The 15639-nt window shown below is 63.7% G+C and carries 16 protein-coding genes and 2 pseudogenes; 10 read left to right on the forward strand and 8 right to left on the reverse strand.

What is annotated here, in order from left to right; all coding sequences use genetic code 11:
• Positions 1-18: 18 nt before the first annotated feature.
• A complete protein-coding gene (gene scpB, locus V5279_RS46615; RefSeq protein ID WP_338702286.1) occupies positions 19-693 on the reverse strand; it encodes an SMC-Scp complex subunit ScpB in 675 nt (224 codons plus the stop codon).
• Position 694: 1 nt separating this feature from the next.
• Positions 695-1681 carry a DUF1403 family protein gene (locus tag V5279_RS46620; RefSeq protein WP_224497275.1) on the reverse strand — a complete coding sequence of 329 codons (987 nt, stop codon included), beginning with the start codon at positions 1679-1681 and terminating at the stop codon, positions 695-697.
• Positions 1682-1765: 84 nt separating this feature from the next.
• Here V5279_RS46620 and V5279_RS46625 point away from each other — a divergent pair, with 84 nt between their 5' ends.
• Positions 1766-2911, forward strand: a complete 1146-nt coding sequence (locus tag V5279_RS46625) for a tyrosine-type recombinase/integrase (RefSeq protein WP_176535488.1) — start codon at positions 1766-1768, stop codon at positions 2909-2911.
• 16 nt (positions 2912-2927) lie between these two features.
• On the opposite strand, the pseudogene V5279_RS46630 reads toward V5279_RS46625, so the two are convergent.
• The 3 genes and pseudogenes from V5279_RS46630 to V5279_RS46640 all read right to left on the reverse strand — a co-directional run.
• A pseudogene (locus V5279_RS46630) lies at positions 2928-3086 on the reverse strand (IS630 family transposase); the annotation flags it as partial.
• Positions 3087-3244: 158 nt separating this feature from the next.
• Positions 3245-3571, reverse strand: coding sequence for a type II toxin-antitoxin system PemK/MazF family toxin (locus tag V5279_RS46635; protein ID WP_130230294.1), 327 nt, complete (start codon positions 3569-3571; stop codon positions 3245-3247).
• On the reverse strand, positions 3568-3792 hold the full coding sequence (locus tag V5279_RS46640; RefSeq protein ID WP_028152591.1) for an antitoxin MazE-like protein: 225 nt from the start codon (positions 3790-3792) through the stop codon (positions 3568-3570). The genes V5279_RS46635 and V5279_RS46640 overlap by 4 nt, the downstream gene beginning before the upstream one ends.
• 206 nt (positions 3793-3998) lie before the next feature.
• Here V5279_RS46640 and V5279_RS46645 point away from each other — a divergent pair, with 206 nt between their 5' ends.
• Both V5279_RS46645 and V5279_RS46650 read left to right on the forward strand, forming a co-directional pair.
• Entirely contained in the window at positions 3999-4244 is a 246-nt protein-coding gene (locus tag V5279_RS46645; protein ID WP_176540770.1) for a type II toxin-antitoxin system VapB family antitoxin, read from the forward strand.
• Complete coding sequence (locus V5279_RS46650; protein WP_338702307.1) at positions 4244-4675, forward strand: type II toxin-antitoxin system VapC family toxin; 432 nt, start codon at positions 4244-4246, stop codon at positions 4673-4675. The genes V5279_RS46645 and V5279_RS46650 overlap by 1 nt, the downstream gene beginning before the upstream one ends.
• Before the next feature lie 33 nt (positions 4676-4708).
• Here V5279_RS46650 and repC read toward each other — a convergent pair whose 3' ends face one another.
• The 3 genes from repC to repA all read right to left on the reverse strand — a co-directional run bounded on the left by repC (position 4709) and on the right by repA (position 8534).
• On the reverse strand, positions 4709-6028 hold the full coding sequence (repC, locus tag V5279_RS46655) for a plasmid replication protein RepC (protein ID WP_338702310.1): 1320 nt from the start codon (positions 6026-6028) through the stop codon (positions 4709-4711).
• 263 nt (positions 6029-6291) lie between these two features.
• On the reverse strand, positions 6292-7311 hold the full coding sequence (gene repB / locus V5279_RS46660; RefSeq protein ID WP_338702312.1) for a plasmid partitioning protein RepB: 1020 nt from the start codon (positions 7309-7311) through the stop codon (positions 6292-6294).
• Positions 7308-8534 carry a plasmid partitioning protein RepA gene (repA, locus tag V5279_RS46665; RefSeq protein ID WP_224925058.1) on the reverse strand — a complete coding sequence of 409 codons (1227 nt, stop codon included), beginning with the start codon at positions 8532-8534 and terminating at the stop codon, positions 7308-7310. Before repA ends, repB begins: the two co-directional genes overlap by 4 nt.
• A 395-nt stretch (positions 8535-8929) precedes the next feature.
• Here repA and V5279_RS46670 point away from each other — a divergent pair, with 395 nt between their 5' ends.
• From V5279_RS46670 to trbL, 7 genes and pseudogenes are all read left to right on the forward strand, one after another.
• Entirely contained in the window at positions 8930-9571 is a 642-nt protein-coding gene (locus V5279_RS46670; protein WP_224925057.1) for an acyl-homoserine-lactone synthase, read from the forward strand.
• Positions 9568-10535: pseudogene (gene trbB, locus V5279_RS46675) on the forward strand (P-type conjugative transfer ATPase TrbB). Before V5279_RS46670 ends, trbB begins: the two are co-directional and overlap by 4 nt.
• Positions 10525-10905, forward strand: a complete 381-nt coding sequence (locus V5279_RS46680; protein WP_224581100.1) for a TrbC/VirB2 family protein — start codon at positions 10525-10527, stop codon at positions 10903-10905. The pseudogene trbB and the gene V5279_RS46680 overlap by 11 nt, the downstream one beginning before the upstream one ends.
• Complete coding sequence (locus V5279_RS46685) at positions 10898-11197, forward strand: conjugal transfer protein TrbD (protein ID WP_166107251.1); 300 nt, start codon at positions 10898-10900, stop codon at positions 11195-11197. The genes V5279_RS46680 and V5279_RS46685 overlap by 8 nt, the downstream gene beginning before the upstream one ends.
• 9 nt (positions 11198-11206) lie before the next feature.
• Positions 11207-13660 carry a conjugal transfer protein TrbE gene (locus V5279_RS46690; protein WP_338702325.1) on the forward strand — a complete coding sequence of 818 codons (2454 nt, stop codon included), beginning with the start codon at positions 11207-11209 and terminating at the stop codon, positions 13658-13660.
• Positions 13632-14450, forward strand: a complete 819-nt coding sequence (gene trbJ, locus V5279_RS46695) for a P-type conjugative transfer protein TrbJ (protein WP_166107246.1) — start codon at positions 13632-13634, stop codon at positions 14448-14450. The genes V5279_RS46690 and trbJ overlap by 29 nt, the downstream gene beginning before the upstream one ends.
• A complete protein-coding gene (gene trbL / locus V5279_RS46700) occupies positions 14444-15631 on the forward strand; it encodes a P-type conjugative transfer protein TrbL (RefSeq protein ID WP_224925056.1) in 1188 nt (395 codons plus the stop codon). The genes trbJ and trbL overlap by 7 nt, the downstream gene beginning before the upstream one ends.
• Positions 15632-15639 lie beyond the last annotated feature (8 nt).

Genomic DNA, 15639 nt, shown 5'->3' on the forward strand with positions numbered 1-15639 from the left:
ACGGCCTCAGCTTGCCGCTTACTCTTCGTCTCGGTCCGCCTCGAGTTGGTCGGCCTCGTCCGACGCCAGCACAGGAAACTCCCCGGCCAACATTTTATCCTTGCTGAGCAGGCCGGCGTCCTCCAGCGCTTCCATATCCGGAAGATCGCGTAGTGTCTCGAAGCCGAAATGCGACAAGAAGCCCTTGGTGGTGACATAGGTGTAGGGCGCCCCCGGCTGGGGCGCGCGCGGTCCCCATGCGATGAATCCGAGACGGCGCAGGTAGCCGATCAGATCGCGACTGACCTCCTTGCCGAAGAACTGGGAGAGCTCGCCGCGGGTGATCGGTTGATAATAGGCAATGCACATCAAGACCAGGCTCTCGTGCTGAGAGAGCGGGCGCACTTGGTCGCCCAATCCCGTCGCAGTCCTAATTGCCTCGGCGAACACCTTACGGGTGCGGTGCTGCCAGCCGCCGGCCACAGTGACGAGCTCGTAGGGCCGGCCGCGCAAATCCTCACGGATGTCATCGATCAGCAGGTCGATGCTGCAGTCGCGACCGACGACGCGCGCGAGCGCCTCGCGCGTCACCGGTCCGGGCGAGGCGAAGATCACGGCCTCGACCCGGCCCATCCATTCGCGCCAGCGCAGCTCCGGCGGCAGGTCGGCCAATTCGATGTCGAGGTCCGCTTTGGCTCGCGCGCGCCGGCCCATCTCAGAGCCCGTACAATCGGAAGGTCGGCCGTCCCGTGAGCTCGCGCACCGCGCCGAGCGACACCAGCCGCTCGAACAGCCGCCGCGTGCTGCGGTCGCTCGCCGTCTTGCCGGGGCCGGCGGACTGGGCGTCTTCCACCATCAGGATCCCGACCATGATGTCGGCATCCTTGCCACGCAACTTCGGCGCGACCGCGAGCAGGCGTGTCGCCCGCCGTGCGAGATCACTGTAGAGGTCGATCGCTGCCACGGCCGCCGTCGCGTAGGCCGCACAGAGTGCGTTCATGAAGACAGTCTCCCCTTCGAGGTGCTGCTGCGCCTTGCGCAGCGCACCGCGCGATAGATGCACCGCGAGCAGCGGCACCGGTGCCGGCCAGCGCAGCTGGTGGGCGAGGACGGCGTCGGCCAGCCACAGCGGCACCAATTCTTCGTTCGGCAGGACGCGGCCACTCGCGGCGATGATCTCCGCGGCGGCCAGCACCGGCATGGCGTGCTGCCGCTGCGTGTGCCGGCTTGCAAGTTCGACGATCTCGCTCGGCAGCGAGCCGAGCGGATGGCCGAGCGCGGTCGCAAGGGCAAAGATCCATCCCTCCACGTCGCTGGAGGAGGCGCGTTCGCCGAGCTTGCGCCAGGCGGCGAGAATACGCCCGCCCGGTCCGGGGTCGTCGGCGTCGCGGCGCAAGTACCAGTGGTCGCGCAGCGCCGCCTCGTCCTCCGTCCGCCCGCCCTGACGCGCGAGCGCGGCCGCGCAAGTGAGCGCGAGACGTTGGCGCCAAAGACTGCCGAGCGGGTGCTCGTCACGGGCGATCGGATGCAGCGCCGCCAGCGCCGCGCCGGCATAAAACACCGCTTCCGTGACGAAGTCGGGCGGTGCGCGACGACGCAACCAGGCCGGCGCGGGGGCGAAGGTCGGCGGCGGGTCGGGGACGATTCGGCGACGCGCGAGCATGCGAAAGGGTAAGCCTGCGCGGCGCTTTTTGCTATCCATTTTACATGAAACCGCCGGGCCTGTCAGTGGATAACAACGACCGATAATGTTGCCTTATCGGTCGTTTTGCTCTTTATAGAGGGCATGCCCGTTTTCAGCGCCCAGAACCCGGAACATCGCGCTCCGCAGAGCGCCGCACCGCCTGAGAGCCCGCGGGCGGAAGCCGATCTGTCGACCGCGGAGGTGTCGGCCGAGCCGCGCGGCGGCCTCCCCTCCCCGCTCCCGGCTGCGGAATCCGGCGTGCCGGCGCATCTCGAACGGCTCGCCGACCGGGCCCGCGACTATGTCGAGGCGGCGAGCTCGGCCAACACCCGCCGGGCCTATGCCGCCGACTGGACGCACTTTTCCGGCTGGTGCCGGCGCCAGGGCCTCGAGGTCTTTCCGCCCGCCCCGCAGACGGTCGGGCTCTACATCACCGCCTGCGCCTCCGGCGCCGCGACCGCCGACCGCAAGCCGAATTCGGTGTCCACGATCGAGCGCCGCCTCTCGGCCCTGACCTGGACCTACGCGCAGCGCGGCACGCCGCTCGACCGCAAGGACCGTCACATCGCCACCGTCCTGGCCGGCATTCGCAACATCCACGCCGCCCCGCCCCGACAGAAGGAAGCCGTTTTGCCGGAGGACGTCATCGCCATGCTGGAGACGCTCAATCGGGGCACGCTCCGCGGCCTGCGGGACCGCGCCATGCTGCTGCTGGGCTTCGCCGGCGGCCTGCGGCGCTCGGAAATCGTCGGCCTCGACCTCCACCGCGACGACACCGAGGACGGCCGTGGCTGGGTCGAAATCCTCGACCAAGGCCTGATTGTCACCCTGCGCGGCAAGACCGGCTGGCGCGAGATCGAGATCGGCCGCGGCTCGTCGGACTCGACCTGCCCAGTCGTCGCGCTACAGATCTGGCTGAAACTGGCCCGGATCGGCCACGGCCCGCTGTTTCGGCGGGTGCGCGGGCAAGGCAAGGACGTCGGGCCCGATCGCCTGACCGACCAGCAGGTCGCCCGACTGGTCAAACGCGCGGCGCTCGCCGCCGGGGTGCGCGCCGACCTGCCCGAAGGCGAACGAGAGACGAAGTTCGCTGGACATTCGCTGCGCGCCGGCCTCGCCTCCTCGGCCGAGGTCGACGAGCGCTATGTCCAGAAGCAGCTCGGCCACGCCTCCGCCGAGATGACCCGGCGCTATCAGCGCCGCCGGGATCGGTTCCGCGTCAATCTGACCAAGGCGGCAGGCCTCTGAGGCCGCTCTCCGCTGATTAGAACCGATATGCCCAATCGCGCATTCCGATAAACATGGTGCGCCACGGCTGGTCGATAAGTTTGTTCCACGCGTAGCAACAGTGATCGAGGATGTCGTTGTAGGATTTGAACACGCGGTTCGAAAGCCCGTTGTCACGAAGGAACTGCCAGACGTTCAAAAGCCAGGATCAACTCGACGTGCAGACTCTACACAGTTCGAGAGATCGGTTAGTCGCCGATTCTTTTGGAGCGTGGATTGGCGGCTTGCCAAGGCTCAGTGTCTTCCAGTCGAAGATGATCTTCATCGGGCCTTCCCCTCTTTATTGCTGTCCAATCAGTCGGCGAGCCCGATCATCACGGACAGCATGTTGTTCAGCGCCAGCATATCGGCGCCTGACAGATGGCCTATCACCGGGCCGCATTTGGCCCGCGGATAGGCCAGAACCTTGTCGACCATGACCTGTGAGACGAGTTTGAGACCGTTCGAGGCCGTCGGCTCGATGGTGAGACGATATAGCGGGGCATCGGCGATCGTGCCGGTGAGCAAGACCACGAGCACGCTGTCCGCCGCATTGAGCACATCGGACTGGATGACGACCGCCGGACGGGGCTTCCCGTAGTCGCCCTGTGCCGAAACCGTGACGAGATCCCCTCTCCTCACGATTCAGGCCATTCAGTCGCGGCGGCAATGAAATCCAGCGCCTCAGCTTCCTCGGGCCGGCCGCGCAGCAGCAATCCCTGCCGCCTCGCTTCGGCGGCAAATTCCGGCTTGTGGGGATCAGGCACCCAGATGCGCAGCTGCTTCATGCCGCGATGCTGCTGCTGTTGGCGGTAGCGCTGAAACTTGGTCAGGCCGTCATCGGTATGCTTGGGCCGCGCCATATGAGATCTCCATCAGTTGCGCGCTACTTTACTATAAAGGTTGCGCGCGACCAAACCGTTTGACGCTGGTGACCGCCGATATCAACGAGTTCAGCCGTGTCGACGGCCTGATCGTTGAGAACTGGCTCGACTGAGGCCAAGATATCTCAATCTCCTAGCGTAGATATTTAATTTGCGATATTCAGATATCTCGGAAGGGATATCTGATGCCTCTGTTCATTCGTGATGATGATGTCGACGCCCTTGCGGCGAAGCTGCAGGCGGCCACAAAGTCTAGGACCAAGACCGAGGCTGTGCGTCTCGCGCTCGAGCATGAGCTGCAGCGCGTCCGTGAGAAACAGCCGGCAAGCGAGCGCGCGGCAGCGAGCATTGCCATCGCCAGGACAATGGGGCCGGGTGGCGGCTCCTTCGACATGAAAACCTTCACCGACGACATGTGGGGCGACATCTGATGTATATCGATGCCTCCGCGATCGTGGCCATCCTGGGAGAAGAAAATGACGCCGGGGATCTGCTGGCGCGGCTTGATAGCTCCTCGTCCCAGTTACTCGTGTCGCCGCCGACCGTCTATGAGGCGGTGATCAGCCTCGCCCGGAAGAAGGCGGACGAGAATGGCATGAAGGGTAAGCCAGTGCCTGTGCACTTCATCGAAACCTCACAGTCGGCTGTCGCAAAGTTCTTGGAGGATTTCGGCATCAAGGAGATCATGGTTTCAGCCGATATCGGCCGAAAGGCTGTGGATGCCGCCAAATGCTACGGGAAGGTGGTCGGCCACAAGGCGGACCTGAATTTCGGCGACTGCTTCGCCTATGCCGGCGCCAAGGCCTATCACCTGCCCCTGCTCTACAAGGGCAATGATTTCGCCGAAACGGATATGGCGTAGCGCCGCGGCTTCCGTGGAAGATGAATTCGGCCCTCATCGCGATTTTGGCCTTTGCAGGTTTTTCAGCAGCGCTTCCGACACGCGGAGGCTTGGCGCGGTGCCAACCGAACGTTCAGATCGAGGACCGCCGGCATTCCCCGCGGTCCTCTGCGCATCGAGTTTCGCCCGCAGCAGCGCCATGACCATCGGCCAGGTCGAGAATTTACCGTCCCTCGCCCTGTCGGTCAGGCTGCGGAGATACCCTCCGGCGCTGTTGATCTGATCCGCCCGCTGGTAGATCGCGGCCAGCGTGATCGCCGCATGCTGTTCACCCATGGCCTCACGTGCTTCGCGCCAGGCGCTGGGACTGATCCCCAGTAGCGGCCGAGCAATCTCCGCCGCCGCCAGGAAGTCACGCCAGTGGCGGATTTCGCCGCCTCGTGCCAATTCCAGCAGATTCGGACAGGCATCGAGCACGATTCCCAAGGGCAGCTCACGTTTCGGCAAGCTCCGAACGTTGTCGGTTTCCTCGACGGTGCTGCTCGCTTCAACCTGTTTTGGAAGGCTATATTCAGATTCAAAATTAGGGTCTGGATTTGAATTCTGTATGTGACGACCAGAATGGGACTCATTGGCGTCCGGATTCTGTGATTTCGTGAATGTTTCCAGCTCCGCGCGTATGTCCGCATAGAGCGCATGCAAATCCATGCAGACGTCATCTAGAAGCTGCCTGGGCGCCGATCGTGGTAGCCGACCGATAATCGTCTGGTAGTTTTGCTGAACCCTACCCCAGTTGCCTGGCACCCCCTCCTCAATGCCGGCCTCAATCAGCTTGACGATGTCCCGGCGCAGCAGTGTGAGGCGTTCCTTTGCAACACGGAACGCCTTCTTCTCGGCCCCAACAGCCTCCGCTAGGTCCTTGAACTCCTCAGCCCGAGCCACGATCGGCGAGAGGTCGAAGCCATAGGCCTGCTCGATCTCCCCGCCCCGGCCCTTCCGGGCGAAGCGCTTGCCGTTCGGGCTGTCGCGCCGGACGACTAAACCGCAGTCGACCAGCACAGCGATGTGACGCCGCAGCGTCGTCGCCGGCATGCCGTTGGCCCGCGCCATGAGCTGAACGTTTGAGGGCCAAACCACGATCTCGGCATCCCCCGTGAGCGCCGTCTCCGGATGAAAGGTCAGGAGCGCGTTGAGAATCGTGAGCGATCGATCCGTCGCGCCGAGAAGTTCCCTCGCCTCCCGGATGTTCTGGAAGACCTGCCACTTGTGCACGATCGCTTCGGGCTTCGCAGTCCGTGCAGCCATCTGATTTGAGATTTGGCCGAGCGTCATCGGCCGCCGCCCGAAGGGCGTCGTTGTAATGTGCGTCTGCATTTTTCTTCACCTATCGCTAGGCAAAAGAAATCTGCTCGCCGAAACAGCGCTTATTCCCTCGCGGGACTCTTGACTGCGATTCGGGGAAGTGCGATTCTCAACACTGCTAGGTAGACGAGAAGGGCTTCCGGAATTCGTTTCGGGGGCCTTTTTCTTTTGCGGTTACGTCCTTTCCTTCGTTGCACACAGTGGCAAGGGCGACTTTCTTGTCGCCTGCAAGGCCAAAACCTTGGCAGCTGCCAAGGTTTTGGCCCCGGCCTCATTCACCGCGCTTGCGCGATGAATCGTTCGACGAGCTCTGGTAACTCCTGACGAAGAAAGGTCGCAAACGCCGCTCCTTGCTCATTTTGCACCTGAATCCTCACGCCGGAGCGCCCGAAAGTGGCCTTGCCAATCAACGGACCGTTCGTCGCTTGGAGTGAGATCTCGGCGGTTGCCTCCCCATCATCCACCTTGCTTGAAGCCGCGGCGAGCGCGCTCTGAAAGCGTTCATCGGACGACGAAACCTTGGCAGCTGCCAAGGTTTCTCTTATCCGATCCCCCGCTGCGGCATCGCTCTTGACCAACGACGCCAGCAAGGTCCATCGCGGTCGACCCGTCTTCGGAGCCCGGCCGATCGACCGGATCACGTCGTCCGGAACGACCTGAACGACCGTTCGAAACTTCGTCATTTCAGCATCATCAGCTTTGACCGCAGCCTTGATGTCCCGCGGCCTGAGCCCTTGCGCATCCATCTGAGCGGCAAATAACGCGCGCTCAATCCAGCTGAGGTCTTGGCGCTCCGAATTCTCAATGCCCTGGACCAATGCCAATTCGTGATCACTCAGGTCGGCCACCAGTGCGCGGATCGGCATCCCAAGCTCGCGGGCCGCCCGCAGACGCCGGCGTCCGTAAACGACCTGGTAGCGACCGGGATTCGACGGATGATTACGGACAAGGATTGGAACTTTCTGTCCTTGCTCGCTAAAGGACGTCTTGAAAGCTCTGAAATCCGCATCGCCGTCGTCGGGCAAACGGTCGATAAACGGGGAGGGGTCAATTGTGTCCGGCGCCAGCTTTTGGTCGCCGCCCTTCGCAACAAGCGCCTGTAGGCGATCGCGCTCCTCGCGCATCTCCTGGAGCGTGCGCTGGGTCGCGCCGATGATACCCGCACCAACCCTGCCGAGCGGACGTGGTGGCTCGCCATGTCCGGATGCGGGCGGCGAATCTCGTTCTTCGGCCGCGTTCGCGGACAACGCGCCGAAGCTAGCGATGATCGACTTGCCTCCCGGCTTCTTAGTCATGGCCGTCCCCAACTTTGCTTGATCAGATCGAGAATCCTATCGTTCACAGCGTCCATGGAATCTTTGGCGCGCCGGAACGTATCGCGCCCGATATTGCCAGACTCGAGTTCGTACAGCGTTCGCTTGGCGAGCCCTGCGCTCTCAACTGCAGTGCTTTCAACCGCGGTTGGCGCTAGGACATCATCGGCAAACAGATGCCGCAACAATGAGACGACCTGCGCCTGCGCCTGGTCGTTCGGATCGTGGCGAGTGATGAGGTAGTGCAGAAAGTCCTGCTGAAGCCGTCCGCCGGCGTCGCGAATAGTCCCGATGAGGCCTTCCATCATCAACAGGAACTGGCTCATCGACATGACGTCGAGCATGGCTGGATGAACGGTAACGATCATGCCAGTCGAGGCGTAGATGGCGCCGAGTGTGAGGAAGCCTAGGGATGGCGGCGTATCAAGCACGACGACGTCGTAGGCGTCTTCCACCTCCGCGATCGCCAGACGCAGCCGCTCGAAGAAGATTTCATCCTTTGGTGCTGACCTCGTTGCGAGCACACGCGGTGTTTCGTGCTCGTATTCCATGACTTCGATATTGCCCGGAACAAGATCAATGCCGGGGAAGTAGGTCTTGCGCACGATATCGGCCATCGGCCGGCGCTCCGGCCCATAGCGTAGCGTCGCGTAAATCGTCTCATTCTCGCCGACGTCAACCTCCGGCTGCGCACCGAACATTGCCGAAAGCGAAGCTTGCGGATCGAGATCAATCGCCAGAACGCGGTAGCCATTCAGCGCTAGGTAGTGGGCGAGGTGCGCAGCCGTCGTCGTCTTCGCACTGCCGCCTTTGAAGTTGACGACGCCGATAATCTGCAGGTGGTCGCCATCACGCCGATGGGGGAGAAAGCGGAGCGCTTCTAACGGTCTCTGCTCCGCAAGCAGACGCCTGAGTTCGTTGACCTGGTCGAGCGTGTAAACGCGATAATTGTTGTCGAGGCGTGTGGGCAGCGGCCCCTTGCCCTCCGACGACAGGGTGCGTAGCAACGCACGCAGCGTCGCTTCGGAGAGCGAGATCAGCTTCGAGACTTCATGCGTCATAAACCGCCGGAGGGTCTTTTGCGCCTCGGGCGGGTACATTTTCTCGCGAATCGACTGAAGCTGACCCGACAGCAACGCGGCGTGCCGTATGATCTTGTCTTCGGGTGCTTCAGGACTCGCAGCAATCGCACTTTGCCTTTGCATTCGAACTTGAACCCTCTTTTCGGGTTATAGCCCGCAAATCGCCATCAACCCGATTTGAGGATGGACATGATTTTGCGATTCCGTCCAGCCAATTAAAGTTAACGAGGCGTTAACCCTCGTGCCAGAGTTGCGCCTCTCAGCTGGGCTAGTCTCGTGAATCATCAAACGAATTCAATGCCATGCCGGCGCGCGGCCGTTTATAAACTCCAGCCGAGACACTCATACTTTTATTAGGGTTCAAAGCCCAAATTTCCGCGTTGCGAGACCGTTTTCGGGGCCATTTTGCCCCGACTCACCCCCGCAGGCGCGAATCGCACTCATAATTTCATTAGTCGCGCCGCCCTGACGATGATGGCCTTTAGGCCTCCGAACTCGAGAGATTCGGAGCAATACGCATGCGGGCAATCGCCGTCCCACCCAAAACATACAGTAACTCGGCCGTCCTGCTCGATTCGATGCATAGATTTCGCGCCCGCGCCTTCCGCGAGCGTATGAACTGGGAGGTCGAGGTTCGGGACGGCCGAGAAGCCTACCAGATCGACAATTGCCGGCCGACCTACATCCTGACTTTATCCGATCGGAGCGAGGTCACGGGCTGCGCCCGATTGCTGCCGGCGACCGGACCGAACGTGCTGTCGGTGCCCCTTCCTGAACTCATAGCGTCGGGACTGTTCAAGCCCCACGCCGCCATGATCGAAAGCTCGCGGTTCTGCGTCGACACTTCGATCGAGACGGGGAGGGCAGGGAAGGCGCTCCATGACGCCACCTGGACGATGTTCGCCGCGATCATCGAATGGTCGCTAGCGAACGGCTACCGCGAACTGGACACGGAAACCGACGTTCGCATCGAGCGGATCCTGCGCCGCGTGGGCTGGCCGATGGCCCGAATCGGAGCACCCAAGCCGATCGGCAATACCACAGCGGTCGTCGGCCTGCTGCCGACAGACCAGGCAAACTTCGAGCGTGTGCGGCCAGCCTGCTACTGCTCTTCGATCAATCGCTCCCGCAAGCGGCCTGAAGGGAGCCCGTCGCGATGACGCAATTGCGTTCCCATCCGCGCCTGATCCGCAAGCTTCAGGAGGCCCTGGGTGACCAGCTCTGCGTCGCCCTCGATGATGCTTCGGTGGTGGAGATCATGCTCAACCCGGACGGCCGATTGTTCATCGAACGGCTCGGCCACGGCATAGCGGCGACCGGAGAGATGACAGCGGCTGCTGCCGAGATCGTCATCGGGAGCGTGGCGCACGCACTCAATTCCGAAGCCGATGACGAGCAGCCGATCATCTCCGGCGAATTGCCGATTGGCGGCCACAGGTTCGAGGGGTTGCTGCCCCCGATCGTCAAGGCGCCGGCCTTCACGATCCGCCGGCGCGCATCGCGGCTGATTCCGCTCGACGACTATGTGAAGAGCCGGGTGATGACGGAGCGCCAGGCCGGCATCATTCGTAACGCCGTCGCCTCCCGCCTCAACATCGTCATTTCTGGCGGCACGGGCTCGGGCAAGACGACGCTGGCGAATGCCATCATCGCGGAGATATCCGAAGCGGCCCCCGACGACCGGATTCTGATCCTCGAGGACACCGCCGAGATCCAGTGCCCGGCCGACAACATCGTCGCGTTGCACACCAGCGACACCGTCGACATGGCCCGGCTCCTCAAGAGCACCATGCGCCTGCGGCCCGACCGCATCATCGTCGGCGAGGTTCGCGACGGCGCCGCACTCACGCTGCTGAAGGCCTGGAACACGGGGCATCCCGGTGGCGTCGCCACTGTCCACGCTAACACCGCCGAGTCGGCCCTGCGCGGCTCGAGCAGCTCACCGCAGAGGTGAGCCAGCAACCGATGCGTGAGGTGATCGGCGAAGCCGTCGACCTCATCGTCTCGATCGAGCGGACCACGAGGGGCCGCGTCCTGCGCGATATCCTCCACGTCGAGGGCTTCGTCAACGGCCGCTACCAGACCGAATCCTATGTCCCAAAGGAGGAAGCCGATGTCGTCTGAACGCCTTGCCGCCCGCATCGTGCTGGGGCTCGCGCTCGGCCTGCTGATCGCTCATCCCGCGCTTGCCTCCTCGGGCGGCAGCCTGCCGTGGGAAAGTCCGCTCGAGCAGATCCAGAAATCCATCACCGGCCCGGTCGCCGGCTTCATCGCGCTCGCGGCCGTGGCGGTGGCCGGCGGCATGCTGATCTTTGGCGGCGAGCTCAACGATTTCGCGCGGCGGCTGATGTACATCGTGCTTGTCGCCGGCATCCTGCTTGGTTCGACCCAGATCGTCGCCTTGTTCGGCTCGACCGGCGCCTCCATCGGCATACCGGTGACGGCACCCCCCGCTTCGTCCGACATCAGGGCAGGGGAGGGGGCTCATGGCTGAAGCCGGCTCCGCGCTCGCCCGCTCGCGCATCCACCGTGCTTTGTCACGCCCCAACCTGCTGATGGGCGCCGACCGCGAACTCGTGCTGCTCACGGGGCTTGCGGCCGTCATCCTGATCTTCGTGGTGCTCACCTGGTACGCGGCGCTGTTCGGCATCGCGATCTGGACCTTCACCGTCGGTCTGCTGCGGATGATGGCGAAGGCCGATCCGGCGATGCGGCGCGTCTACATGCGTCATGTCGGCTACCGCCAGCTCTATCGCCCGACCTCATCGCCCTGGCGGCGCTTCTGAGGACCTGGCATGGTTGCGCTGCATTCCTTCCGCCATTCCGGTCCGTCCTTCGCCGATCTCGTGCCTTACGCGGGACTGGTCGACGACGGCATCGTCCTGCTTAAGGACGGATCGTTGATGGCCGGCTGGTATTTCGCCGGGCCGGACTCGGAGAGCTCGACCGACGCCGAGCGCAACGACGTCTCCCGCCAGATCAACGCCATCCTGGCCCGCCTCGGCTCGGGCTGGATGATCCAGGTCGAGGCGCTGCGCATTCCGACCACGGACTATCCCGCCCGCAAGGACGGCCATTTTCCCGACGCGGTCACGCGCGAGATCGACGAGGAGCGGCGCGCGCATTTCGAACGGGAGAGCGGACATTACGAAAGCCGCCACGCCCTGATCCTGAGCTGGCGGCCGCCGGAGCGGCGTAAGTCGGGGCTCGCCAAATATGTCTATTCCGACAAGGACAGCCGCTCGGCGAGTTTTGCCGACACGGCGCTCGGCAATTTCAGGGCATCGGTTCGCGAGATCGAGCAATATCTGTCGAACCTGCTCTCGATCCAGCGCATGCGGACCCGCACAGTCGAGGAGCGCGGTGGATCCCGCAGCGCACGCTATGACGAACTCTTTCAGTTCGTGCGCTTCTGCATCACTGGCGAAAACCATCCGGTTCGGCTGCCCGAGGTCCCGATGTACCTCGATTGGCTCGTCACCGCCGAATACCAGCACGGGCTGACGCCGACGGTCGACGGCCGCTATGTCGGCGTGGTGGCGATCGACGGCCTGCCGGCGGAAAGCTGGCCCGGCATCCTCAATGTCCTCGACCAGATGCCGCTGACCTACCGCTGGTCATCGCGCTTCATGTTCCTCGACGAGATCGAAGCGCGCGAACGGCTCGAGCGAACCCGGAAGAAATGGCAGCAGAAGGTTCGGCCCTTCTTCGACCAGCTGTTCCAGACCCAGTCGCGTTCGGTCGACCAGGACGCCATGGCCATGGTCGCCGAGACGCAGGACGCGATCGCGGAAGCCGCCTCGCAGCTCGTCGCCTACGGCTACTACACGCCCGTCATCGTGCTGCAGGATCACGATGCCGAACGGCTACGCGAGAAGTGCGAGGGCATTCGCCGTGTCGTCCAGGCCGAGGGTTTTGGCGCCCGCATCGAGACGCTGAACGCCACGGAGGCCTTTCTCGGCTCGTTGCCCGGCAACTGGTATGCGAACGTCCGCGAGCCGCTGATCCACACCCGCAACCTCGCCGACCTTCTGCCGCTCAATTCTGTCTGGTCGGGAAGCCCGATCGCGCCATGCCCGTTTTATCGGGAAAGTTCCCCGCCGCTGATGCAGGTCGCATCCGGCTCGACGCCGTTCCGGCTGAACCTTCACACCGACGACGTCGGTCACAGCCTGATCTTCGGTCCGACCGGCTCGGGCAAATCGACCCTGCTGGCGCTGATCGCCGCGCAATTCCGCCGCTACAGGGACGCGCAGATCTTCGCCTTCGACAAGGGCCGGTCGTTGATGCCGCTGACGCTGGCGGCTGGCGGCGATCACTATGAGATCGGCGGCGGGGCCGGGGAGGGGCTACAGCTCGCCTTCTGCCCGCTCGCCGAACTTGCGACCGACGCCGACCGCGCCTGGGCGTCGGAATGGATCGAGACACTCGTGGTGCTGCAGGGCGTCAGCGTCACGCCGGATCATCGCAATGCCATCTCGCGCCAGGTCACCCTCATGGCGGCGGCACCGGGACGCTCGCTCGCCGATTTCGTGTCGGGCGTGCAGATGCGCGAGATCAAGGACGCGTTGCACCACTACACGGTCGACGGCCCGATGGGGCACCTGCTCGACGCCGAGCGCGATGGGCTGACCCTCGGCGGCTTCCAGACTTTCGAGATCGAGGAGCTGATGAACATGGGCGAGCGCAGCCTCGTGCCCGTGCTCACGTATCTGTTCCGGAGGATCGAGAAGCGCCTGACCGGCGCTCCGAGCCTGATCCTGCTCGACGAGGCCTGGCTGATGCTGGGCCATCCCGTCTTCCGCGACAAAATTCGCGAATGGCTGAAGGTGCTGCGCAAGGCCAATTGCGCCGTGGTGCTCGCCACCCAGTCGATCTCGGACGCCGAGCGTTCCGGCATCATCGACGTGCTGAAGGAATCCTGCCCGACGAAGATCTGCCTGCCGAACGGCGCGGCGCGCGAACCGGGAACGCGCGAGTTCTATGAACGCCTCGGCTTCAACGAGCGCCAGGTCGAGATCGTCTCCAACGCGATCCCGAAGCGCGAATATTACGTCACCTCTCCCGCCGGCCGGCGTCTGTTCGAGATGGCGCTGGGTCCGGTCGCGCTCGCCTTCGTCGGCGCCTCCGGCCGGGACGATCTCAAACGCATCACGGAACTCAAGACAGCGCACGGCCGCACCTGGCCGGCGTACTGGCTCCAGACCAGGGGGATCGCTCATGCCGAAACGCTACTCGCCCATGACTAGATTGGAATTTTTGCGCGGCGCGGCAGTCGCGGCCATGGCGCTGCCGTTCATGGCGAGATCCGCCGTCGCCGACGGCGGCGCCCTCAGTGGCGGCGCGACCGAGTGGACGCAGATGCTCAACAACAGCGAACTCGTCTCGCTGGTCGGCAAATCGGCCGAGCAGGTGAACAACCAGATCAAGCAGATCACGCAGCTCGCCGAGCAGATTCAGAACCAGTTGAAGATCTATAGTAACATGCTGCAGAACACCGCGCAGTTGCCGAACCACGTCTGGGGGCAGGTCCAGAACGATCTTAACCAGCTCAGGAACGTCGTCAGCCAGGGCCAGGGCATCGCCTTCTCGATGGGCAATATCGACGATGTGTTGAAGCAACGCTTCCAGAGCTACGCCGACTTCAAGACCAGTCTGCCGAACAACGCCAGCTTCTCGCAGACCTATCAGAACTGGTCCTCGACCAACCGCGACACGATCGGCGGCACGCTGCGCGCCGCCAGCCTCACCGCCGATCAATTCTCGAGCGAGGAGGCGACCATGTCGCAGCTCCGCACGATGTCGGAAGGCGCCGACGGCCAGATGAAGGCGCTGCAGGTCGGCCACCAGATCGCGACACAGCAGGTCGCCCAGATGCAGAAGCTGCGCGGGCTAGTCTCGCAACAGATGACGATGATGGCGACCTGGTATCAGTCGGAGCAGGCCGAGAAGGATCTCTCCCAGGCGCGCCGGCAGGAGTTCTTCAAATCGACGGCGCCGTCGATGTCGGGCGGGCAGGAGATGCGTCCGCGATGGTGACGGCCTCCTTTCTCACCCGTCCTTCGACGGTGCTTGCCATTGTTGTCACAGCGGCCGTCTTTCTTCGCACCGTCGGTCCGGCAATCGCCGCCGCGGATGGGGGCGTGCTGACGACGGTCGAGAACCAGGTGGTCACGGCCGCGAAGGGGTGGGAATCGACCGTCACAAACGCCGCAAAATCGCTGTTCTGGATCCTCGCCGGCATCGAGGTCGGCATCGCCGCGGTCTGGCTCGCCATCCAGGCCGCGACGATCGAAGCCTGGTTCGCCGAGCTCGTGCGCCGGATCATGTTCATCGGCTTCTTCGCCTTCGTCCTGGCGGAGGGGCCGAGTTTCGCCAAAGCCGTGGTCGACAGCCTGTTCCAGATCGGCGGCGGCAGCGGCTCGGCTTCACCGGCGAACGTCTTCAATGCCGGCCTGACGGTCGCCTCCGCCATGTCGCAGAAGATTTCCTTCGGCGTGTTTCAGGACAACGCACTGGCGCTCTCGGCCTCGCTCGCCATGATCGTCAGCGTCATCGCCTTTTCGCTCGTCGCGGCGATCTTCCTTGCCGTGCTCGTCGAGATGTATGTCGGCCTTCTCGCCGGCATGATCATGCTCGGCCTCGGCGGATCGTCCTTCACCAAGGACTTTGCGATCCGCTACCTCGTCTACGCCTTCTCAGTCGGCATGAAGCTCATGTCGCTCGTCATGATCGCCAAGATCGGTTCCGACGTACTGATCGGCCTCGCCCAGGATACGTCGGTCGGCGACCAGTACCAGACCGCGCTCGCCATCGCCGGCATCGCGGTCGTCGTCTTCATCCTCGCGATGTACGTGCCGTCCATCGTCCAGGGCGTGGTTCAAGGCGCCTCGGTCAGCAGCGGCATGGAAGTGATCCGGCACGGCGCGCAGGCTGCGAGTTTCGCGGCCGGAGGCGCTGCCCTCGCGATGGGCGGGGCCAACGCCGGCGCAGCGGCCTTCTCGGCGGCGCGCGCGAGCGGCTCATCGGTCGGCGGCGCCGCCCTTGCCGGGCTGCGTGGCGCGGCCTCGGCCGGAGGCGCGCTCGCCTCGGCCGCCCGCGACAAGGCGATCGGTGCGCCCGGCGCCTATGCCGGATCTCTGCTCGGGCTCGCCAACGCCAAGCTTGAGAAGAGCGGCGGCGGATCGCCGCCCCCTCCGCCCCAAAAACACGAGAAATGACGGAAGAA

The sequence above is a fragment of the Bradyrhizobium sp. 26S5 genome (assembly GCF_036923295.1).
In the GTDB taxonomy this organism is placed as follows: Bacteria; Pseudomonadota; Alphaproteobacteria; order Rhizobiales; family Xanthobacteraceae; genus Bradyrhizobium; species Bradyrhizobium septentrionale.